Annotated in this window: 21 protein-coding genes; 15 read left to right on the top strand and 6 right to left on the bottom strand. The window is 65.9% G+C overall.

What is annotated here, in order from left to right:
• Positions 1–204 precede the first annotated feature (204 nt).
• On the bottom strand, positions 205–978 hold the full coding sequence (locus NGK62_RS22005) for a hypothetical protein (protein ID WP_251880364.1): 774 nt from the start codon (positions 976–978) through the stop codon (positions 205–207).
• Positions 979–992: 14 nt separating this feature from the next.
• Positions 993–1556, bottom strand: a complete 564-nt coding sequence (locus tag NGK62_RS22000) for a hypothetical protein (protein WP_059379661.1) — start codon at positions 1554–1556, stop codon at positions 993–995.
• 369 nt (positions 1557–1925) lie between these two features.
• On the opposite strand from NGK62_RS22000, the gene NGK62_RS21995 reads away from it, so the two are divergent.
• Positions 1926–2774 carry a DUF4189 domain-containing protein gene (locus NGK62_RS21995; RefSeq protein WP_059379662.1) on the top strand — a complete coding sequence of 283 codons (849 nt, stop codon included), beginning with the start codon at positions 1926–1928 and terminating at the stop codon, positions 2772–2774.
• 9 nt (positions 2775–2783) lie between these two features.
• On the opposite strand, the gene NGK62_RS21990 is transcribed toward NGK62_RS21995, so the two are convergent.
• A complete protein-coding gene (locus tag NGK62_RS21990; protein ID WP_251880362.1) occupies positions 2784–3527 on the bottom strand; it encodes a hemerythrin domain-containing protein in 744 nt (247 codons plus the stop codon).
• A gap of 230 nt (positions 3528–3757) precedes the next feature.
• Here NGK62_RS21990 and NGK62_RS21985 point away from each other — a divergent pair, with 230 nt between their 5' ends.
• The 8 genes from NGK62_RS21985 to NGK62_RS21950 all read left to right on the top strand — a co-directional run bounded on the left by NGK62_RS21985 (position 3758) and on the right by NGK62_RS21950 (position 13226).
• Positions 3758–4249: a pyridoxamine 5'-phosphate oxidase family protein gene (locus NGK62_RS21985; RefSeq protein WP_118931929.1), complete on the top strand. Its 492-nt coding sequence runs from the start codon at positions 3758–3760 to the stop codon at positions 4247–4249.
• Positions 4246–5610 (top strand): GAF domain-containing protein, encoded by a 1365-nt coding sequence (locus NGK62_RS21980; protein ID WP_251880360.1) that lies wholly within the window; start codon positions 4246–4248, stop codon positions 5608–5610. The genes NGK62_RS21985 and NGK62_RS21980 overlap by 4 nt, the downstream gene beginning before the upstream one ends.
• A gap of 98 nt (positions 5611–5708) precedes the next feature.
• On the top strand, positions 5709–6176 hold the full coding sequence (locus tag NGK62_RS21975; RefSeq protein WP_118932017.1) for a YMGG-like glycine zipper-containing protein: 468 nt from the start codon (positions 5709–5711) through the stop codon (positions 6174–6176).
• 104 nt (positions 6177–6280) lie between these two features.
• Positions 6281–6949, top strand: coding sequence for an RNA polymerase sigma factor (locus NGK62_RS21970; RefSeq protein ID WP_059379665.1), 669 nt, complete (start codon positions 6281–6283; stop codon positions 6947–6949).
• A complete protein-coding gene (locus NGK62_RS21965) occupies positions 6946–7998 on the top strand; it encodes a FecR family protein (RefSeq protein ID WP_251880358.1) in 1053 nt (350 codons plus the stop codon). Before NGK62_RS21970 ends, NGK62_RS21965 begins: the two co-directional genes overlap by 4 nt.
• 120 nt (positions 7999–8118) lie before the next feature.
• A complete protein-coding gene (locus tag NGK62_RS21960) occupies positions 8119–10590 on the top strand; it encodes a TonB-dependent siderophore receptor (protein WP_251880348.1) in 2472 nt (823 codons plus the stop codon).
• A gap of 70 nt (positions 10591–10660) precedes the next feature.
• Positions 10661–12538 (top strand): PepSY-associated TM helix domain-containing protein, encoded by a 1878-nt coding sequence (locus NGK62_RS21955; protein ID WP_251880346.1) that lies wholly within the window; start codon positions 10661–10663, stop codon positions 12536–12538.
• Positions 12539–12665: 127 nt separating this feature from the next.
• Positions 12666–13226 (top strand): hypothetical protein, encoded by a 561-nt coding sequence (locus NGK62_RS21950; protein ID WP_251880344.1) that lies wholly within the window; start codon positions 12666–12668, stop codon positions 13224–13226.
• Positions 13227–13235: 9 nt separating this feature from the next.
• Here the strand turns inward: NGK62_RS21950 and NGK62_RS21945 are convergent, their stop codons facing one another.
• On the bottom strand, positions 13236–14027 hold the full coding sequence (locus NGK62_RS21945; protein ID WP_251880342.1) for an 8-oxoguanine DNA glycosylase OGG fold protein: 792 nt from the start codon (positions 14025–14027) through the stop codon (positions 13236–13238).
• 73 nt (positions 14028–14100) lie between these two features.
• Positions 14101–15030 (bottom strand): LysR family transcriptional regulator, encoded by a 930-nt coding sequence (locus tag NGK62_RS21940; protein ID WP_251880341.1) that lies wholly within the window; start codon positions 15028–15030, stop codon positions 14101–14103.
• Between the two features lie 138 nt (positions 15031–15168).
• On the opposite strand from NGK62_RS21940, the gene NGK62_RS21935 reads away from it, so the two are divergent.
• From NGK62_RS21935 to NGK62_RS21910, 6 genes are all read left to right on the top strand, one after another.
• The gene (locus NGK62_RS21935) at positions 15169–16392 is read left to right on the top strand and encodes an FAD-dependent monooxygenase (RefSeq protein ID WP_251880339.1); all 1224 of its coding nucleotides are present in this window, start codon (positions 15169–15171) and stop codon (positions 16390–16392) included.
• 245 nt (positions 16393–16637) lie between these two features.
• Positions 16638–16979 (top strand): low affinity iron permease family protein, encoded by a 342-nt coding sequence (locus NGK62_RS21930; RefSeq protein WP_373428966.1) that lies wholly within the window; start codon positions 16638–16640, stop codon positions 16977–16979.
• The gene (locus tag NGK62_RS21925; protein WP_251880337.1) at positions 16976–18058 is read left to right on the top strand and encodes a flavodoxin family protein; all 1083 of its coding nucleotides are present in this window, start codon (positions 16976–16978) and stop codon (positions 18056–18058) included. Before NGK62_RS21930 ends, NGK62_RS21925 begins: the two co-directional genes overlap by 4 nt.
• A 39-nt stretch (positions 18059–18097) precedes the next feature.
• A complete protein-coding gene (locus NGK62_RS21920; RefSeq protein ID WP_118931940.1) occupies positions 18098–18364 on the top strand; it encodes a hypothetical protein in 267 nt (88 codons plus the stop codon).
• An 84-nt stretch (positions 18365–18448) separates the two neighbouring features.
• Entirely contained in the window at positions 18449–18655 is a 207-nt protein-coding gene (locus NGK62_RS21915; protein ID WP_251880335.1) for a hypothetical protein, read from the top strand.
• Positions 18656–18716: 61 nt separating this feature from the next.
• Complete coding sequence (locus tag NGK62_RS21910) at positions 18717–19553, top strand: hypothetical protein (RefSeq protein ID WP_251880332.1); 837 nt, start codon at positions 18717–18719, stop codon at positions 19551–19553.
• Between the two features lie 3 nt (positions 19554–19556).
• On the opposite strand, the gene NGK62_RS21905 is transcribed toward NGK62_RS21910, so the two are convergent.
• Entirely contained in the window at positions 19557–20807 is a 1251-nt protein-coding gene (locus NGK62_RS21905; protein ID WP_251880330.1) for an NnrS family protein, read from the bottom strand.
• Between the last annotated feature and the right edge of the window lie 234 nt (positions 20808–21041).

Here is a 21041-nt window from a genome sequence, read left to right as displayed (position 1 = left end):
CTCGTGCTCATAAGTACTTGGGGGAGGGCGCCTGCGGCAACATGATCGACAACACGGTGGCCCGGGAACCGCTGCCAGCGACTTTTGCAGTTCTGGCGTGGCGGGGCAATACTCCAAATCGAGTATCCGCGATCGTCGGATTTGGACTAGGGCATGGCAGCAAGAGGCGCGCCTGACGCCTCATTGGACGGCCTGCGCCCGGGTTCAAGGACGGCTGGAGGGCGTCCGCGCAGCCGGTTCGCAGGAATCGCGATAGGCAACCGCATACATCGCCGCCACCACAAACACGAGCGGGACGCAAAGCAGGGCGCTCATCGCAGCCCGCGCCAACCCAACATCCGGGTAGCCGTACGCGAGCATGCCCAGGATGTAGCCAGCGTGGCCGGCCGCCGCGATCAACATGAGCAACGCCAGCATCAGCGGCCAGGGCTTGTACGGCATGGCGGTGCGCGCGGCTTGGAAACCGTACTTGCCGGTTACCGCAACGCGCGGCAGGCTCAGGCCGTACATCGCCAGCGCGTACAGCGTTGGCACCCAGATCAGCGCCAGCGCGGCGCACAAGGCGCTCCAGAACACAGCGTCATTCGATCCGGCCAGCACCATGTAGATCACATAGGGCAGGTCTCCGGTGGCTCGAGCCATCGCAGTGGCTGTGATGACGAGCGCGCCAAGCAACGCCAGGTGGCGGGCCTGCGCCGCGTTGCCGCGGTGGGCGCCGACGCCCGTCAGGTCGCCCGGCTTGACGACGCGATGCCAGGCGCAGGTCATGCGCGCCAACGCGATCAGGTTGATCAGCGCCAGCGCCATGAACAGCCCATTCCCGTACGGAAACAGGTTGCTGATCAGCAAGGCGAAAGGCAGCGACAGGATGAACAGCGCCAGGGACCAGGGCGCCGCGGCCAGCATGGCCCGGCCCCGCTGGCGTATGGCGTCAGCCGTCGCGGCGACGAAATGGCGGGCTCCGAGTTTGTTCGACAAGATGGGGCGCCGCCTTAATTGCTGCGGTAGTTGTTGGCTTCGCGTTCGCCGGCCCACTTGCGCAGCGCGGCGATGAATTCAGGGCATACGTTGCCGTCCACCTGGCTGTCGATAATGACGCTGTTCTGCATGCGCATCACCACGGTGCATTCGTAAACCCTGGTGCGGTTGTTGTAATAGCCATGGTTGGTGTTCTGGAACACGGGGGTCGCGGCGCTGGTGGAGGTAGCCGGAATCATGCCCACGACCTGCTGCGAGGTGCCGGTCGAGACCCATTCGGTATAGGGGGCGGTCTGGTAGTCGGACCAGATGAGCTCCATCGTGTTGCCCACGCCGCGCTTCTTCGACGGTTCGCCCAGCGCCGTGATGGCGTCGGAAACCGGACGGCCCTTCATGTTCTTGGCCACGTTCACGCTGGGCGAGAGCGATAGCCCGGACGAGAAGATATTGGTCAGCGACGGCAGCGTGGAACTGCCGCCCGTGGGCATCGGCGCGCAGCCGGCCAAGGCGGCCAGGGCCAAGGCCGCCGGCAGGGCGCGGCCCAGCAACCAGGTCGAACGGAGTCGCGATTTATTCATGCTGGGCCCTAGCTCCCTCAAAGATCCGGCGTGCCGCAACATAATTCAGCAACCGCAAGATTTTGTCTTGTTTTGGTTTCGTTTCGTGACGAGTCGTATCGCGACGCCGAAGCGTCCGCAGGGCGGCGGATACCCGCAAGCGGCCGCTCGGCGCTGCGCCATGAGGGCAGAATGTTAACGAAAAAATAGTGGCGCATCAGCTTTCAGCCGTCGCAAAATTGGTTACGTAATGCCTGGAAACGTGGAAAAGCAGGGCATGGAAGACAAACTGTAACGTGTTACGATCCGCGCGTTCTGCGCCCCGGGGCGCCCTGGCGATGACAGATCGCAGGGGTGCGCGGCGCCACAACCACTGGATATTGCACACCCATGATGCTCGCGCGATTGCTCGTTCAGTTCCGTTCCACCGTGGCCGCATTGGCCGGCGCAGGCGCGCTGGCGCTGGGCCTGGCCGCTGCGCCCGCGGCGCATGCCGACACGCTGTACGGCGCCGTGGCCACCGACGAAGCGCACGCCAAGCTGTATTGGGTCATGCCCGAAACTTCCACCAAGGAAGCGCAGGACGCCGCGCTGGCCAAGTGCAACAAGGCCGGCGGCAAGGGCTGCAAGAGCGTGACCTCATTCTCCGACAGCTGCGTGGCGTTCTCGCGCAATTCGCGCGACGACCTGTTCTGGGGTGCCAGCGTGTCTTCCGAGGTCGCCGCGAAGAAGGCTATCCGCACCTGCACCAACGACAGCGCCGACGGCAAGTGCAAGCTTGCCGTCATGCCCCTGTGCGTTGGCCCCGGCTACAGCGAAGCCGACCTGAAGGCGCCCGACAGCGCCACGCCAGCCCAGCTCGAAGCCCTGTCGGCCAAGCTGGATTCGCGCGGCTACTGGGGCTCCGTGGCCGAGAAGGACTCGGGCCAGCTGACCTATGCCGACGGCTACCCGAGCGAGAAGGAAGCGGTCGACGCCTTGCTCAAGTGGGAAGACTGCGTGGGCTGCCGCACGGTGCTCACCTATACCGACACCTGCGTCGGCATGGCCTGGGGCAAGGGCAGCAAGGGCCGCGGCACCAGCTTTACCGCGAAGAATCCAGATCCGGTGGCCGCGCGCAACGAGGCGCGCGCCACCTGCGACGCCAAGAGCGGCGGCCTGACCTGCGTGGCCTTCGTGCGCTGCTCGGGGCGCGCCTATATCAGCGGTTACAAGGGCGAGGACGAAAAGGCGAATTGATCGCGGCTCTCAGGCCACGATCCGCACAGCGGTGTCGGATGGTGTCAGCGCACGGGTCAGCTTGACCCAATCCGCGCGAGTCAGATGCGGCCGCACCGCGTCGAGCACGGCGGCGTAGACAGGCGCGGGCGCGGCAGCCCGTACGCCTGCCAGCAGTTCGGCGCGCTCGGCGGGCGTCATGGCCGGAACCATCCAGCGCATGATGCAAAGGTTCTCGGCCGGCGGCAGCGATGCCACGATGGCGCCTTCCAGCGCGCGCAGCTCCTCGTCGCTGTAGCAAGACCACAATACCTGGTTGTGCTGCGTTTCCTCCACGTGCATATGGGCGAAGTTCTCGCCGACGAACAGCGCCAGTTGCCGGTACAGCAGCAGCGCGGCTTCTGCTTGCGTTGCGCCACAGCCGGCTGCAAGCAGGGCGGAGGCCGCGGCGCGCAAGCGGGCAATCGCCGCAAGGTGTTCGACATGCTCCGCGGCGATGCGCCCGCTGGATCCGGGGCGGCGCGCTTCCATCGCCGCATGCAAAAAATCGTTTTCATGTCCCAGGTGGCTGGCGCAGATGTCGGCCAGCGCCTGCACGCGTTCGCATACCGCGCGCGTTTCGGCCGGGTCGGCCGCGTCGACGCGGCCCACGGCCTGCAGCGTGTCCAGCATCATGGCGCGCAAGGCCTTGTGGATGCCGACATAGATGTCCATGCGCGGGGGCATGCCGGCGCTGGATGTAGGGAAATACTGGGCTTCGGTATTGCAGTTCATGGTGCTGGCCTTGAAAAGAGGACGGGCGAGGCGGTTGCCGGTTGCCCGGAAATGGCCGGATTCGGTCCGGAAACCGGGCAAGGAAAGTGTAGGAACGCCGCGCTGCTCGCGTTGCTAAGAGTTTGTTAAGCAAGCGCTAAAAAAACGCTAATTGCCATGCGATCCGGGCAGGGGCCTTGGGCTATGATTTCTGGCACCGTCGAGCTTCAACAGCCCAGGGGTTTCCCGCCGTGCCCATACTGCCCGCCGAATGGATCCTGTGCCTGCCCATGCTGCCTTCGCTGCGGCTGGGCAGTTGCGATCGAGACGGCAATCCCCATGTCTGCAGAGCCCTGGCCGCCGATACGCTGCCGGACGGCCGCATGCTGGTGCTGGTGGCGGAAAATGCCGCGCCCCGGGTCGTGGCCGCCATCCGCGAAACCGCGCAGGTCGCCATGCTGGCCACCTCGCCCCGCACGAACCGCACGCTGCATCTCAAAGGCCGCGACGCCCGCGTCGAAGCCGCCTTGCCCGCGCATGCCGAATTGCTGGCATTGCGGCGCAACACGCTGACCCGGGAGCTCGCCGAAGTCGACGGTTTCGCGGGGGCGCCTTTCCTGGACCACTGGTACGGCGTAGCCGTGCACGAATTGGTGGCGTTGCGCTTTACCGTGGCGGGAGCCTGGAACCAGACGCCGGGTCCGCATGCCGGGCAGGCAGTGGAACTGGAGCCTGGCCCATGAGCGCATTGACCCTGCTGGCGGTCCGACGTGTCCTGGATGGCGGCATTCCGCCCACCTTGTGCAGCGTCTCGGCCGATGGCATCCCCCATGTCAATCTGCTGTCGCACGTGGAGTACGTGGATGGCTGCCACGTGGCCTTGACCTTCCAGTTCTTCAACCGCAGCCGCGAGAACATTCTCGCCACCGGGCGTGCCAGCCTGATGGTGGAGGACCCTTGCACCGGGGCCAGCCTGGCTTTGCAATTGCGTTATCTGCGCACCGAAACCGAAGGCCCGGTGTTCGAGCGCCTGCGCGCCAAGCTGGCCGGCATTGCCGCGCATACCGGCATGGAACACGTGTTCCGGCTGCGCGGCGCCGACATCTACGAGGTGCTGGACATCCAGCCCATGCACGCCGGCGCGTCGCTGCCGACGCTGCAGCCGCGCTGCGATCTGGCCGCCGGCGCGCGGGCCGTGTCGGCACGGCTTGCCGAGTGCGACGAGCTTAGCCTGTTGCCCCAGGTCGCCATGGATGGCTTGCGCCGCGACCTGGCGGTGAGCCATGCCATCCTCTGGTTGCTGGATGAGCGGCGCCAGACCCTGTATGCCTTGGCCAGCATGGGTTATGCGCAGCAGGGCGTGGGCGCCGAAGTGCCGCTGGCCGAAGCCGGCCTGGCGGGCGTAGCCGCGCGCGAAGGCGTGGCGCTGCGCATCGGCCATATGGCGCGCATGTACCGGTACGGCCGCACCCTGCACGAGATGGCCAGCGGCTTGGGCCCGATCGAAGGCCTGCCCATCGCGCTGCCCGGCCTGGCCACCCCTTGCAGCCAGTTGGCCGTCCCGCTGCGCGCGCGGGGGCGCACAGTGGGCGCGCTGCTGGTCGAAAGCGAGAGCGACCAGTTCTTCGGGTATGACGACGAGGATGCCTTGGCGGTATTGTGCGCGCAGCTGGCGCAAGCCCTGGTAACGCTGCAAGGCGCCGAGCTGGATGCAGGCGCTCCGCTGCCGCAGGAGACGCCGATCGGGCTGGCGGCGCACCCGGGCGCGCCTCTCAGCCTGCGCTACTTTCCGCGCGACGGCACGGTCTTCATCGACGGGCAATACCTGATCAAGGGCGTGGCGGGAGCGATTCTGTGGAAGCTGGCCTGCGATGCGCAGCGCCACGGCCGCTGGGGCTTTTCCACGCGCGAACTGCGGCTGGCCGGAAGCGCCCTGGGACTGCCCGATGTGCAGGACAACCTGGGCGTGCGCCTGTTGCTATTGCAGCGCCGCCTGGCGGATTGGGGCGGACCCTTGCAGATCCGCAAGTTGCGCCGCGGCTGCTATGAATTGGTGCCGGGCAGGGCGCTGTCGCTGGAATCCGCGGGCGGGGTTCCGGCCTGATTTCCGCAGGAAGTAACGGTGCCTGGCAGGCGATCGCGGCCAGCCATGCGGCGCTAAACTGAAACGTCCAGGGTCCCTCACCATCAATGGAGTTTTTCATGAAAAAGTCCATACGCCCCTGTACCGCGACGCTGCTTTCCCTGTTCTGCCTGTGCGCCGGCGCACAGACGGTAACGCCGCTCAAAGGGCAGTCGCCCCAAACCACCCAGCAGGACATCAGCGCATGCCAGGCTTTGTCAGGCAGCGGCGCCAGCGCCAGCACGAACGATCCTAAATCCGGCGGACGGGTCCGTGGCGCCGCCGCGGGCGCGGCAGCAGGTGCGGCAGTAGCCGGCGTGCGCGGCAATCAGCACGAGGAGGTCTACGACCGGATGAGCGACGACGCCAAGCAGCAGTACCGGCAGAACCAGGCGAAAGACGCGGCGGCGGCAGGGATGGTCGTGGGTGGTTCGCGGCAACGCCAGGACCGCCGCCAGGATCGCGCCGAAGCGTCGCAGCAGAATGCGGCAGCGGCCTCCGCGTACAGCAATTGCATGCAGCAGCGCGGGTATCAAGTGGCGCCGTGAGTCGCGAGGCTTGCAGGGATGGGTGAACGGCACGGGGCCGGGCTGCATTGCGATTGAGAATAAATCTCAGTACAATCCGCCCACTTTCAAATGACTCGCGCCGCATGAGCCGCAACCCTTTGCTGGCGTCCGACACGACACCCGCATCCGCCGACGACAAGAACGGAGATTCCAGCGCGATCGCCAAAGCCTACGCGCGCTGGCGCTTGCCGCTCATGCGCGGCCTGGCGCGGTTCAAGGGCAGCATAGGCAGCGCCGAAGACGCGTTGCACGATGGCGTCGTCAAATGGGTGGCGGCGAATCCCGCGCTGGACTCTTCCGATGAACAGGGCGCCTACCTGCGCAGGACGGTGTTGAACGGCGTGGCGGACGAATTCCGCGAACGCAAGGCAGGCCGGCGCTTGCAGACGGTGTCGCTCGATGAAGCGGAAGAGGGCGTGCAGGCCATGGCGGCGGGCGATGCGGCGTGTCCCATGCGCGCGGCCGCGCATCAGCAACGGCTTGCGCGCCTGGGCGAAGCCTTGCAGGAACTCCCCGAACGCCAGCGTGAAGCCTTTGTGCTGTGCCGTTTCGATGGATTGACTCAGGACGAAGTCGCTGCCCGCATGCAGATATCGCGGCGCATGGTCGTCAAGCATCTGGCGCGGGCCATCGCGTACTGCGAGGTCCGCGTGCACTATGCTACGGTTGCGCAGATGCAGCAATTGCATCGGCCTGCTGGCGGCGATGCCGGCCTGGACAATAACAACAACAGCGACGCTGCCTCGTCATGACCGACCCGTCTTCCTCTGCCTCGCCGGACACGCTTGCCCTGCACGAAGCGGCGGCCGAGTGGCTGGTGCGCCGCCAGGATGCCAGCTGGTCGGACGCCGATGAAGAGGAGCTGCATGCCTGGCTGGCCGCGCGGCCCGCGCATCGGCAGGCCTATTCGCGGGTATCGCGAACCTGGGAGGACCTGTCGCAGGCGCCGCGGCCCGCCTTGGCCTCCGACGCGCAGGCCGCCAGCCGTTCATCCCCGCGCTTGCCGCGCCGCGCTTCGCGGAAGGCCTCCGTCCGGCCGGGCTTCTGGGGCGCGCTGTTGGGGCAACCGGGTTTCTCCAAGACCTTCGCCGCCGCCTGTGCGGCGCTGGTGGTGGGCGGCGGCTACGGTTGGTATCGCTGGGACAACACGCCCGGCTATGTACTGAGCGTGAGCACCGCCGCGGGAGAGGTGCGCCAGCTGGACCTGCCCGACGGCTCGCATGTCGCGTTGAATTTCGGCAGCACGCTGGAGGTCCGCTACTACCCGCGGCGCCGCGAGCTGGTGTTGAACCAGGGCGAAGGGTTTTTTGACGTGGCGCCGGACGCCGGCCGGCCATTTACCGTCGATGCCCGCCGCAGCAGGATCACCGTGGTGGGCACGGCCTTCAATGTGCGCAACACGCCAGAGGAAGTCATCGTCAAGGTGTCGCACGGCCGCGTGCGCGTGCAACCCGACCGCGACCAGGCCAGGCCGGAGCTGTCGCTGGGCGCGGAACAAGGCGTGACCGTGGATGCGCGCAACGCCACCCATCAGGCGGTGACGGCGGTGCCGGACGGGGTGGGCGGATGGCGCACTGGCCGTCTGGCGTACCGGCGCACGCCGCTGGGCGAAGTGGCCCAGGAAGTCGCGCAGTACTTGGGCAAGCCGGTGGCGCTGGACAACCCGGGCCTGAAGTCCCTGCCGGTCTCGGGCTTTGCCGCGACCAATGCGCCCGCCGCATTCCTGGAAGCCCTGCCGGATCTGCTGCCGGTGCAGGTCAAGCGCGCGCCCGACGGCGGCTACCTGATCCTGGATCGCTGAGCGTGCAGGCGCCTGCCTGAAAATTATTTTTGTTTGCAGGCGGTATGCGGGTTCCCAATCCCGTGCCGCAATCCGTTTACTCCCGCAAGGCCGGTAGCGGCCAACAACGATGGAGCGGGAATGGGACGGGGATTGTTGAAGGACGCGCTGGCTGGCGGCGCGTTGACGGCGGGCATGCAACTCAGGGCCATGCCGGTGATGGTGGCGTGCGCGCTGGCCGCCCTGGCGTCGCCCGCTGCGGTGCACGCGCAGCAGCAGGCGCAGGTGGATTTCAGCATTCCGGCTCAACCGCTGGAACATGCCTTGAGGCTGTTTTCGGAACAGTCCCGGCATCAGGTGCTGTTCGATGAGGCCGTGGTGGCGGGCAAGCGCGCGCCAGCGGTCAATGGCCGCCTTACGCCGCGGGAGGCGCTGGATCAGTTGCTGGCCGGCGCCAACGTGCGCGTGAACAGCGCCAGACCGAACGTGTACACCTTGACGGCCATCGGGCAATCGTCGGGCGATGCGGTGACGCTGCAGTCGGTGACGGTGAGCGGCAGCGGCGTGGGCAATCCGACCACCGAAGGAACCGGCTCGTACACGAGCGACGCCATCACGATCAGCAAGATGACGCAGTCGGTCAGGGAAACGCCGCAGTCGGTCAGCGTGCTCACGCGCCAGTTGCTGGACGACAAGAACCTGACCACCCTGGACGAAGCGCTGGCGCAGACCACCGGCGTGACGAAGACGGCAAGAAACTTCGGCAACCACAAGTTCTCGATACGCGGCTTCACCGTCGACGACAACAACTATCTGGTCGATGGCGTGGCCGGGGTGGTCTATGCCCCGGTAGGCTGGCTGCCCATCGACACCGCGGTATTCGACCGGGTCGAAGTGCTGCGCGGCGCGGCCGGCTTGATGCTGGGCTCGGCGGACCCCAGCGGCGCGATCAACATGGTGCGCAAGCGCCCGCGCGGCGAAGGCCATTTCGAGGGCTCCACCACGGTCGGATCCTGGAACAACTACCGCATGGAACTTGATGGCGGCGGCCCGCTCAACGAGTCCGGCACGGTGCGCGGCCGCCTGGTGACCGCTTATCAGGACCGCCATTACTTCTACGATGGCACGAAGTCGAAGTCGCCCCTGGTCTACGGCGTGATCGACGCCGATCTCGGGCGCGACACCACGTTGACGTTCGGGGCGCGCCACCAGGCCACCGACACGGACGGCTATTGGCTGTTCGGCCTGCCGCGCTATACCGATGGCGGCGCGTTGGACGTTTCACGCTCGACCTCGCTGATCCAGGACTGGAACCGGCAGAAGGGCCAGGTGAACGAAGTGTTCGCCGAAGCCGAGCACCGGTTCGACAAGGACTGGAAGCTGCGCCTGTCTCTCAACCACACCGAGGTGGACCTGGACCAGCGCGTGGCTATTCCGATCGGCGGCGTGGATCGGGCGACTGGCGTCGGTTCGAGCTTCTACACCATCTACTTCAACAATGCGCGGGTGAAGAGCGATGGCGTCGATCTGAACACGACGGGCAGTTTCCAGGCGCTGGGCGGCACGCACCAGATTCTGCTTGGCACCAGCTGGTCGCGCCAGCGCGTCAATCAGAAGTCGGCGAATCTGGACAGCGACTCGCCCATCAATGTGTACCACCCGGACCATTCCTCCATCCCTGAGCCGGCGCGTCCAGCGTGGGACAGCAAGGAGACCTCGCAGTTGGAGCAGACCAGCCTGTACGGCAGCATGCGCCTGCAACTGGCGGAGCCACTGCATTTGCTGCTGGGCGGCAAGTTCAGCTGGCTGAAGTACCGGTCCGACGACGGGCTGACGGGCGCGAGAACCCGGGACTATGAGCAGAAGCATGAATTCACGCCCTATGCCGGACTGGTCTACGACCTGGACCAGCAATGGTCGGTCTACACCAGCTACGCCGACACCTACCAGCCGCAGAGCACCTACGTAACGTCTTCGGGCAAGCCGCTGGACCCGTCCATCGGCGCCAATTACGAGGCGGGGGTGAAGGGCGAACTCTACGACGGACGCCTGAACGTATCCGCCGCGGTATTCGCGGTGAAGAAGTCCGGCATCGCCGTGGAGGACATGTCTGCCCTTGGCAACTGCCCGGGTTCGCTGGCCTCGCCCAATTGCTATCGCAACGGCGGCACCCTGCGCAGCAAGGGCTTTGAACTGGAAGCCAGCGGGGAATTGTCGCCGGGCTGGCAGGTGATGGCCGGCTACACCTACGTCACCAGCCGCGACGACGAAGGCGAAACGATCAGCGCGGAAACGCCGCGCCATCTGTTCCGCCTGTCCACCACCTACCAGTTGCCGGGCCGTTGGAATGCCTTCAGCGTCGGCGGCGGCGTGTCGGCGCAAAGCGGCTACTCGTACAAGGCCTACGACGACATGTCGGTGCGGATGGGCGCGCCCGGCCGCGCGGTGTGGGATTTGCGCGCGGGCTATCGCATCAACAAGCACTGGTCCGCCAGCCTGAACGTGGCGAACGTGTTCGACAAGGACTACTACGGCATGGTCAGCCAGATCCGGCGCGGCAACCATTACGGCGAGCCCCGCAACGTGATGCTGACCTTGCGGGGCACGTTGTGACCGGCCGGTTGTCGGTCGGTGATCGCCGCGGCCTGCGGACCCGATTGTGAAAGGGGGATTCCGTCAAAGCATGTCCTGGCTGCACACCTGGTGCGGCCTGACTTGCGGCTGGCTGCTGTGCGCGATCTTCCTGACCGGCACGCTCAGCGTGTTCCGGGAACCCATCACGCGCTGGATGGAAGCGGGGCCGCCGGCCAGCTCCGCCTCTGATGCTGCTGCGGATGCCAAGCAGTGGCTGCCGCGGGCAACGCAGGAGTTGTCGTCCCGCGCCGCGGCGGCCTCCGCCTGGGATATCGCCCTGCCGGCCAGACCCGGCTGGCCCGTGCAGCTGTCCTGGCGCACGGACGATGGCGCGCGCCACGAGGTCTGGCTGGACTCCCGGACTGGCGCGGTGCAGCCGCCGCCCCAGATACGCGAGACCGAGGGCGGCCGGCATTTCATGTCCTTTCACTACACCTTGCACGGCGGCTTGCCGGGTTACTGGCTGGTGGGTTGGATATCCATGTGCATGCTGGTCGCGCTGGTCTCGGGCGTGGTGGTGCACAAGCGCATCTTCAAGGATTTCTTCACTTTTCGCCCGGGCAAGGGGCTGCGCAGCTGGCTGGATGCCCATAACGCCACGGCGGTGCTGACGCTGCCGTTCCTGTTCATGATCGGGTACACGGGACTGGCGTTCTTCTACACCAGCTACATGCCGTGGCCGCTGCATGCGGTGTATGGCGGGGACGCCGGCGCCTATCGCCGTTACCAGGCCGAACTTGCGCCTGCGCTGCCTGCGCCTGGCCTCGCAGGGCCGGGTTTGGGCGGGGTGCCGGATCTGTATCCCTTGCTATCGCGCGCGCGCGAGCTGACCGGGCAGGATGCTGCGCGCATCACGATAGACCGTCCGGGCGACGCCCGCAGCATGGTCCTGGTGTCCGGCCGCAAGCCCTTGGCCAGCGCGGCCCCGCAGCTGCTCACCGATGCCAGCCGCGTCGCGTTCGATGCGGCAAGCGCAGCGGTATTGCAGGTCGTGCCCGCTCAGCACGACGGGTTTGAAGCCAGGCAGGTCCACGAGACGATCGAAGCCCTGCACAAGGCGGATTTCGGCGGATGGACCATCAAGTGGCTGTACTTCTTCAGCGGTCTGATGGGCACCGCCATGATCGCCATCGGTACGCTGTTGTTCTCCATCAAGCGGCGCAGGAAGAGCGAGCATGAGTTCGGCGGGGCCACGGCAGGGGTCTATCGTTGCGTCGAAGCCCTGAACGTGGCGGCGCTGGCGGGCATTGCGCTCGCAAGCATTGCCTTCTTTTATGGCAACAGGCTGATTCCCGCTTCCTGGCCTGAACGCAGCGTGTGGGAGATTCGATTCTTCTTTGCCGTGTGGGCTGCCTCATTGGCCCACGCCTTGTGGCGCCCGCCGCGGTGCGCCTGGATCGAGCAATTGGCCGCAGCGGCATTGCTGTGCCTGGGCTTGCCGCTCTTGAATGGAGCGACGACGCATAGGCATGTATGGACGTATATGGAGAGCGGGGAAGGGTTGCTCGCGGCGGTGGAGCTCATGGTGTTCGCATTCGGCTTGGTGCTGGCATACGCGGCCTGCGCGCTGCGGCAGCATTGGGGAGAGGTCATGCCTACAGCCATGGCGCAGCGGCCAAGGAAGATGAAGGCCGATTGCTCCGATGCCGTAGTCGACCGATGGCGAATGGGGAGCCGCGTGGTTGCGGCGGCTATGGGTGGGTATCTGGTGTCCGCACTGGTAATGTCGGCATTGGCTTCGACGGTGTCAGCTGTGGCAGACACATCGCGGGCGGTGGGAGTGATGGTCGGAACGCTTCTGAGTTTTCTCTTGTACACCGGGACCGTGGTGAGTGTGTTTGGCGCGCGTAGCTCGCGACGGGCATGGGGGGGCATCGCCGCGGCTTGCGTGGCATCTGCCGCGGTGTTGCTATGGTTGGGAATGTAAGGGGGGACGCCATACTACGATTGCCGTGGCAAAATGCCGGCGTGTGTATCACCGCTAGCGTCAGCCACCGAGATTGGGCGAGGAGTTCTTGTGGCGGCTATATGTACTATCTCATTTGGGACACTGCATGAGCATCGAGGAAGTCATCCGGCGTGAACAAAATCGGTATGTGAGTTTTTTTGCTGGCGCAAGGGCGGCACTTCAGAAAGAGAATCCCAACATTCAAAGTGAAGTGCTTATCACCCTGAAGAACGAAGAGGCGCCTTATCCATATCGCTATATGCGGCCTGATGCCATGTCGAGAAACGACGAAGGGAAAATGGCTTTCAGCATGCTGCATCAGGGGGCCGATCCGGACTTCGAGACGAGCCGCTATGACTGCGGAACGTTTCGGTTGGATATTCACCCATTCGCGTGGTCTGACGTTCAGCTTATTTTCGATAAGCCGTTGACAGACCTGAGAGAGCTCGACGACTGGATCACACGCTGGCTTGACGTCAATGACTCCGGTGCTCATGAGCACAACGGCTTAAGCGGCGCCGTGCATGGTTTTTCCCCCGTCGAACAACAAGGTCCGTTATGGATTTTGATGGGTGATATGGGGACTGCGCCCGCAGAAGCGTTGATCGAACTCCTGTCGCTGCTCGGAAAGCACGGCATGTCGCACGTTGTGCTTGCTGGAGATTGAACTGCGTGCTTACGATGATGCCGTACGCGCGCAGATCGCGCGGTGCTCGTACCGGTGTTTCGGCCTGCATTCTTCCCAATTGGCATGTACATAGGCTCGCCATGCGCCGCGAAGCTGGCCGCGTTGGGCGCCGCTGCAAAAGAGCATGCGCTCGATTTGTTCTCCTTGGAGCAGGCGATCGGGACGGCGGCTATTCTCCAGGTCGCGCAACGCGTCAACCTCTGCGCAAAACGCTTCAAAGTTCTCGGGCTGGTTGTCGGGCGTCGCGCTTTTCCCTTGGATTCGTACGATGTGTTCGCGCGTCAATAGATTGATGGATTTTCCGGTCCATGTGTCCATAATGTACCGATCAACGCCATACAGCCCGTCCGGGGCATAGAAATGAATAAGCTTGGTGAAGTATGACGGGCCAAGTTGGGCAATGGGATTGATGTTCGAAAACAATTCGAATGCTTCGGCGCGGGTCAGTTTGCCGTCACGCAACATGCATAGATTCTTGACGATGTGGGCTTGTCCATCGCGCCACGCGACGACGGCTTTGCTTTTCGTCTTTCCCACGCCTTGCATGCCCCATGCCATTACCGTGAGATAGCCATCGAGGACGTCGTCGCTGGTTCGGCACACAGCCCTGACTTGCTGTCGATCGAGCGGCATCGCTTTCAGGCTCGGGCGCTCCAGGCCTAGCGTGGATCGAGCCCACTGCGCGGGAGATTGTGGATTGAACGGCGCCTGCGGGACATAGGGCGTGCGTTGAAACTCCGCAAGATGGCGCTCATCGAATCGATTGGTGGCCGGGATCATTTTCTATGGCTCCTGCAGAGTGGAAGGCCGCAGAGTCTAACTTGTCATCCCCCAAACAAGGCAAGAGGTATTTTCATATCTGTGTGATTGCTGCTTTGCTTGCTTCCTCCAGCCTAGCTTGCATCAACTCCAGCAGCGCCCGCACCCGCGCAGTCACCGAATGGCGATGGCTGTATGCCCCCAGCAGTTGCAGCGGCGCCGGCCGCAAATCCAGCGGCACCTCCACCAGGCGGCCCGCGGCAAGGTCTTCCTGGCAGCCAAAGGCCGTCAGTATCGCGAAGCCTATGCCTTGGCGCGCGCCCGCGCCCGCCAGTTCGCCGCTGTTGACGCGGTAGCGGCTGCGGACCGGCACCTTGACGATCTCGCCGGCGGCGTCGACGAATTGCCAGGGCTGGCCTTTCAGCGCGCTCAGGGTGGTGATGCAGGGCAGGGACTTGAGTTCCCGCACGTGGCGAGGCGTTCCGGTCTGCGCAAGCAGGCTGGGCGCCGCGACCACGATGCTGGGCAGGGTGGCCAGTTCACGCGTGATGAAGGCGCTGTCGTCCTGCCGGCCGCGATGGAAGACGATGGCCAGGTCCACGTCTTCGTCCCGCAGTGACTCCAGCCCGCTCATGCGCGTATCGCATTCGAGTTCCACGCCGGGGTGCAGGCTGCAGAACTCGGCAAGGATGGGGGCCAACAATCTGGGCGCTTCGCCCGGCATGCACATTTTCAGGGACCCGCGCAGCTCGCGTTGCACCGCGCCCAGCTCTTCTTCGGTGGCGAGCAAGGCGTCGAGCAGGGGCTTGGCGCGTTCGTACAACAGCCTGCCGGCTTCCGTCATGCGCAGATGGCGGGTGCTGCGCTCCAGCAGGCGCACGCCCAGCCGGCGTTCCAGCGACGCGACGTGACGGCTGACATTGGATGACGGCAGCGCCAGCAGGCGGGCCGCGCCGGCGAAGCTCTGTTCGTCGACGACCGCCGCATAGACGCGGACGGTGTTCAGGTCGAGGGCGTCGCGCATGATTATCCCGGTTGAGGTAATGAATAGGCCCATTTTGGCATGCTAGTTATCGGAAATGGCGGACTCTAAGATGCCCCCATCGCCCGATGTAGCGCCGCCGGCGGCGCGTCGAGGCGGGCATTGAAGGAGAGCAAAAGCGTGGAAATCGGAATACTGGGCGGCGGCATTGCGGGCTTGAGCGTGGCGTTGGCGTTGCGCCAGCAGGGGCACAGGCCGCGCGTGTACGAACGCAGGTCGCAGCCCGCGACCATGGGGGCTGGCGTGACGTTGTGGCCCAATGCGGGCTTTGTGCTCAAGGAGTTGGGGCTGTTGCAGGACATCGCAGCGGTAAGCGGCCGGCCGGCCGCGATGCGCCGGCTGGACGCGGCAGGCAATCCGCTGGGAGGCCTGGATATCGCGCTGCTGGACCGTTTGATGGGACACCCGACCCATACGGTATTGCGCAGGGATCTGCAGACGGTGCTGCTGGACGCTGCCGCGGCGGCCGGCATCCCGGTGGCGTACGGGCATCGGGCGGTGACGATCGAGCCGGACGGAGACGGCCGGGCGGTGGCGCGGTTCGAAAACGGGCTGAGTATCCGCCCGGACCTGCTCATCGGCGCCGACGGTCGCATGGATTCGGTGGCGCGTCGCTATGTCGCGGGCGATAACGCGCCGGTCTACCAGGGCTTCGTGAACTGGATAGGCGTGGCGCAGGCGGATGACGCGCTGGTCGATGAAATCGCCATCCGGGACTATTGGGGCGCGGGTGAGCGCTTTGGCGCCGTGGCGGTGCGGCCAGGGCTGGTCTATTGGGCGGGGGCGCAGGCGCGGCCCTTGCGCGCGACGGCGCCTGCCACGGACCCGCGCCAGGAGGTAGAGACCTTGTTCGGCGGGTGGCCTGAGCCTGTCGCCCGCATCATCCGCGCAACGCCGGCGCATGCGGTCCATCTGATCTTCGTGCATGATCATGAACCCTTGAAAATCTGGAGCCGGGACAACGTGCTGCTGGTGGGCGATGCCGCGCACGCGCCCTTGCCTACCTCGGGGCAGGGCGCGTGCCAGGCCCTGGAGGACGCCTGGCACCTGGCCCGATGCCTGGACGGCGGACACGATGCGCTGGAGGCGGCCTTGCTGCGCTTTGCGCAGCTACGCGCTCCCAAGACCGCGCAGCTGATCGAGCAGGCCAGGGTACACGCGCGCGGCCTGTTCGCCGCCGATCCCGAAACCTGCCGCATGCGCGATGAACGCGCCAAGGCCTCCGACCCCGTACGCGACGCGCAGGCCTTGGCGGCAGGGTGGGCACAGGGCTTGCCGATGACGGGCGGGGCACCGGACGCCTTGGGGCGCGATGCGGGCTTCGGCAGCCGGTATCGGGACTGAACCAGCCCCGGGCACGCGGCTTGCTGAGCGGACTGTCCGCTAGGACTGGACGCAACACCATGCCGAGCACCAGTATTCCCCGACGTCAGCAAGCCCGGGAGGGCGCGCGCCTGAGCCGGCCACTCCTTAGCCGGCCGCACCGCGCGGCACGCACCGGCCGAGCCTCAGGCGGTGGCGCCTCAGCCGGCCGCGCCAACCCCATCTCCCGGTTCTTCGACCATTTCGCCGCGCACGTGACCAGATGGGTGGGTTCGCCAATCGCCTTCGGGCTGGCGCTGATCGCCGTGATCATCTGGGCCGCGACCGGCCCGGCCTTCAGGTATTCCGAAATCTGGCAGTTGGTGATCAATACCGGGACGACCATCGTGACGTTCCTGATGGTGTTCCTGATCCAGCAGAGCCAGAACAAGGACAGCGAGGCGCTGCACCTGAAACTGGACGAATTGCTGATCGCGCTCAAGGGCGCGGACGAAGGGCTGGTCGACGCCGAGCGCCTGGACGAAGACAAGTTGCTGGCGCTGGCCGCGGCCTGTACCGCGCGCGCCCGGCAAGAGCGGCGCCGCAAACGCGCCAGGAGAGAACCATGACCGAAATCGGACCGTCGGTGCGCAAGGGACAGTATGGCGGCCCCCTTGCGCGGGAAGAATTCCGCCTGCGCTTCATGCGGCGCTTCTACGATCCAGCCTTCCAGACCGAGCGCGCCGCCCTCGAGCGCCTGGAGGCGATCGCATGGGATGCCTACGAAAACGGCCGCAAGGCGCCCCTCACGGCCAAGGCCGGCCCGGATTACGCGGACCCTGATTACGACCTGTCCGTGGAGTGGCAGGAAACCCGTGACCGGCTGGCGCGCGCCGCAGCAGTGCAGCGCGATCCGGCCACGCCGTCTCGTGTCCTGGTGATCGTCGGGGCCGCGCGCAATGACGGCACCTGTCCGGGGGAGGCTTCCAAGAGCTGGAGGCTGGCGCGCATTGTCCTGGATGAACTGCAAACAGCGGGACTGCAGACGGATCTGCTGGATCTCAGCCGCCTGGTTTCCGAGTACGAGTACCGCATCCATCCCTGCAAGGGCTGCGTGTCGACCGCGATGCCCTTGTGCCATTGGCCATGCAGCTGCTACCCGAATCACTCGCTGGGACAGTCCAATGACGCCATGGCCGGCATCTACGAGCAATGGGTCGCGGCTCATGGCGTGATCCTGCTGGCGCCCACGTATTGGTACCAATCGCCCAGCCCTTTGAAGCTGATGATAGACAGGCTGGTGTGCGCCGACGGCGGCAATCCCGATCCCACGCTGACACGCGGCAAGGATCCGCTCAAGGCCAAGCAGGTAGAGCTTGCCGGTTGGCCATACCCCAAGCATCTGGCCGGCCGCGCCTACGGCCTGGTGGTGCATGGAGACGTGGCCGGCATCGAGGCGCAGCGGCGCGGCCTCGGCGATTGGCTGGACTGGATGGGGCTGATGGATGCCGGCGCGGCCTCGCGGCTGGACCGCTACATCAGCTATTACCGCCCGTATGCCACCAGCCACGACGACCTGGACCGGGACCTGGCGGTGCAGCAGGAAGTGCGCAATGTGGCGCGCGCCATGGCCAATTTCCTGCCGCGCCTGCGGCGCGGCGAATTCGAGGGACTAGACCAGGGCATCCGCGACCCTCGTCCCAAGTAAACCGCAGTAGCATGAAAGCAGGATTCGACAGGAGGCCCTATGGAACACGCCAGATGGGATTTCGAGCTCGAGCGTCCGGTTGAGCAACAGGGCAGCTGGAGCATTGCTTACGTACTGGTTCCGCCGGCGGCGGGCGCGCCGCAAGAGCGTATTGCCGTCGAAGAGCGCTTCGCGTCGGCCCAGGTTGCGATCGACGAAGCGACGCGGCTGGCCCAGATCCACGTCGCGGACCTGAACGGCGATACGGCGTCTTTCGAGAAACCGACGGACACGGAAGTGCCGTTCGGCAAGAATCCGCGCTTCTGATGCCTCTTGCGCTGGCTTGGTGGCATGGCGCTTGCTGATACCGGGCTGCGGCGGATTTCGCCGCATTTCCTGATAGGTGCCGCGATGCCCCAGATCCAATTCGAGTTGGCCTTGCATCCGATAACGATGGCGTCCGTGCCGCCGCCCGGGACTGCCGTCCACCGGCCGCCGCCGGTGAACCCGGACGACGCCAGTGACAGCGCTCAGGGCGACGAGGTGCCCGACGAGGACATCGAACCCGCCGACACGACGGCCAAGGACAACGCCGCCGAGGGTTCGGCCGACAGGTAACCTAAAATGGCGCTCCGATCATTTCAAGGCGCTCCAGGCGCCGCCTGCCCAGGTTCTCTCCATGCAAGAAAACACGTCCGCCGCGCTGCCGGCATCCGGAACGCCGCAGCGCCAGCGATTCGAGTCGCTCGCGCGCACGCTAGAAGAGCAGCGCGCCCGCCTGCGGGGGTGGCAGGCCGTGCTGCCCGAATACCAGAAGAAATACGAGGACGTGCTGGCGCCGCTGGAGACGGTCGAGGTCGAACTGAAGGCCAAGCTGGTGGCCTGCTTCGACCACGCCTGCAAGCAGAAGGAGCTGACCAAGGCGGAACGCGCCCTGGCATCCGAAATTGCCGCGCAGCTGGCGCAGGAGACGCTGGACGCCATCGTGCTGGACGGCACGCCGGCCGAGTGCGACACGGACAGGCTGAAGGCCTTGTATCTCAAGCATGCCGGCTCGGATTACGACGCCAGCGCGGAAGACGTACAGGACGAGGGCGGGGTCGAAGTCGAAGCGCCGCCGGCCCAGGCGGCGGCCGGCCGGGCTGCGCCGGCGCCCGAGACGCTGGCGGAAATCGACGCCTTGGCCGCTGCCGGTCCGGATGGGCTGGCTGGCGTCGATGAGGAACGCTACGCGCAGTACAACCAGGCGCTGGACGCGCAGCTCGCCGTGTTGGCCGGCGACATCGCGGCCGCGGAAGACGGCTTCAAGGCCAAATACCATTTCGATCCCGCGCAGTCCATAGATCCTGCCGACCTGATGGAAGACCTGGACGCGGAGATCGCCGATGCCGAGGAATACATAGGCGAACTCGAGTTCGAGTTGTCCCAGTTCGTGGACATGCAGCAGGTCAAGGCCTGGCTCAAGGCCATGAAGCAGCAGCTCGCGGCCACGCGCCGGCGCGAAGGGCGCGGCTGAGGCTCAGGCGGCCGGACGCCGCCCGACCGCCACCACCTTCATCACTGGCGCTGCGGTCTTGCCCGCATCGGCCCGCGGCCGGATCATCATGGGGAAGAAGCGCCACAGGTACAGCGCGAAGGCCAGCGCCCAGGCGGTGGCCGAGGCGTGCAGGAAGCCGATGGCGGCGGCGGTCGGGAGCAGGGCGGCCAGGCGCAGCAGGGCCGCCAGGATCATCAGCGCATAGCTCAGCACCATGCTGCGGTCAGTCTGCAACGGCCGGCCCAGGTGGCCGAGCGCGGTGCGCGTGACCATGCCCAGGATCAGCACCGAGAATCCGGCCACGCCGATCACGTGGGCGGGCCAGGCGGGCCGCAGCACGTAGCCGGCCAGTTGCGCCGCGCCCACCAGAAGGCCGACGCCCAGGCCGCCGTACCCCGCGTACAGAATCCATAGCAGCGGCACCTTGCGTACCGCCCAGGGCTTCCACGATACCCATTGCGCCAGGGCGATCAGCCCGGTCGCGGCCAATGCCAGCGCGGCGACCTGCGGCTGGCCGGCAAGCAGGCAGGCGATGGCGACGATGCCCGTGCCCAGCTGCCAGTGGCCGCTGCGGGTGTGCGGCGGGATGTCCAGCCCCGCAACGGCGCGTTTGGCGAAGAAGGGGATGACGCGGCGCGCGATCAGCAGCGTCAGCACCGCCATGCACAGCAGGCCGGCGTTGAAGTAGCGCATCAGTGCGAAGTAGTCGCCCTGGACCGAGGCCCAGAGGTAGAGCGCGTTGGTGGCGGCCAGGCCCAGCAGCAGGAAGGGAATGCCGTAATTGCGCTGATTGCGCGTGACGGCGACGGCTCGGCCCAGCGCGCCCGCGGCCCACAGGAAGAACAGCAGATCCGCCGACGCGGCCACCACGAAGGCCGGGCGTCCTGGCACGAGATAGCCCGCGCGCGCCACGATCCACACCGCGCACAGGACCGCCAGAGGCGTGCCGCGCAAGGGGTTCTTGCCGGTCCAGTTGGCTCCTGCCGTCAGCAGGAAGCCGACCGCGATGGTGGCGACGAAGCCCCACAGCATTTCGTGCGCATGCCAGAACATGCCGTTCAACACGCCCGTCAAGCGGGCAGGGGCATGCACCCACAGCAGCACGGACGCCAGCGCCCAGAAGCAGCCGGCCAGGTATAGCGGCCGGAAGCCCATTTCCGTGAAGGCGCTCCATTGGGGCTTTGCGCGGCGGGGGGCCGCCGCCGGCTCTTCGATGCTAAGCAGCGTGCTCATGTGGGTAGTCGCGGCGCCGTTTCGGCTTCGCTTTTAAAGGTGTATTTGAAATGCATATTAATGCGTCCGGCGCTTTGCCGCCAGCGCGGCCGCTTGATCCAGCGCAAGCCGGGCCGGCAAGAAAGGGGTGACTAGTCACATCGGCACGGGGCTTCTGGTCGGCTGGCGAATGGTCCGCAAGGCCCGCCATGCCTAGGCTAGCCACATGTCTTCGTGAGTAAAGCGAGAGTAACC

The organism is Achromobacter sp. Marseille-Q4954 (assembly GCF_943737025.1).
Classification (GTDB): domain Bacteria; phylum Pseudomonadota; class Gammaproteobacteria; order Burkholderiales; family Burkholderiaceae_B; genus Achromobacter; species Achromobacter bronchisepticus_A.
The sequence above is the reverse complement of the archived record's forward strand: the minus strand, read 5'-3'. Positions and strand labels throughout refer to the sequence as shown.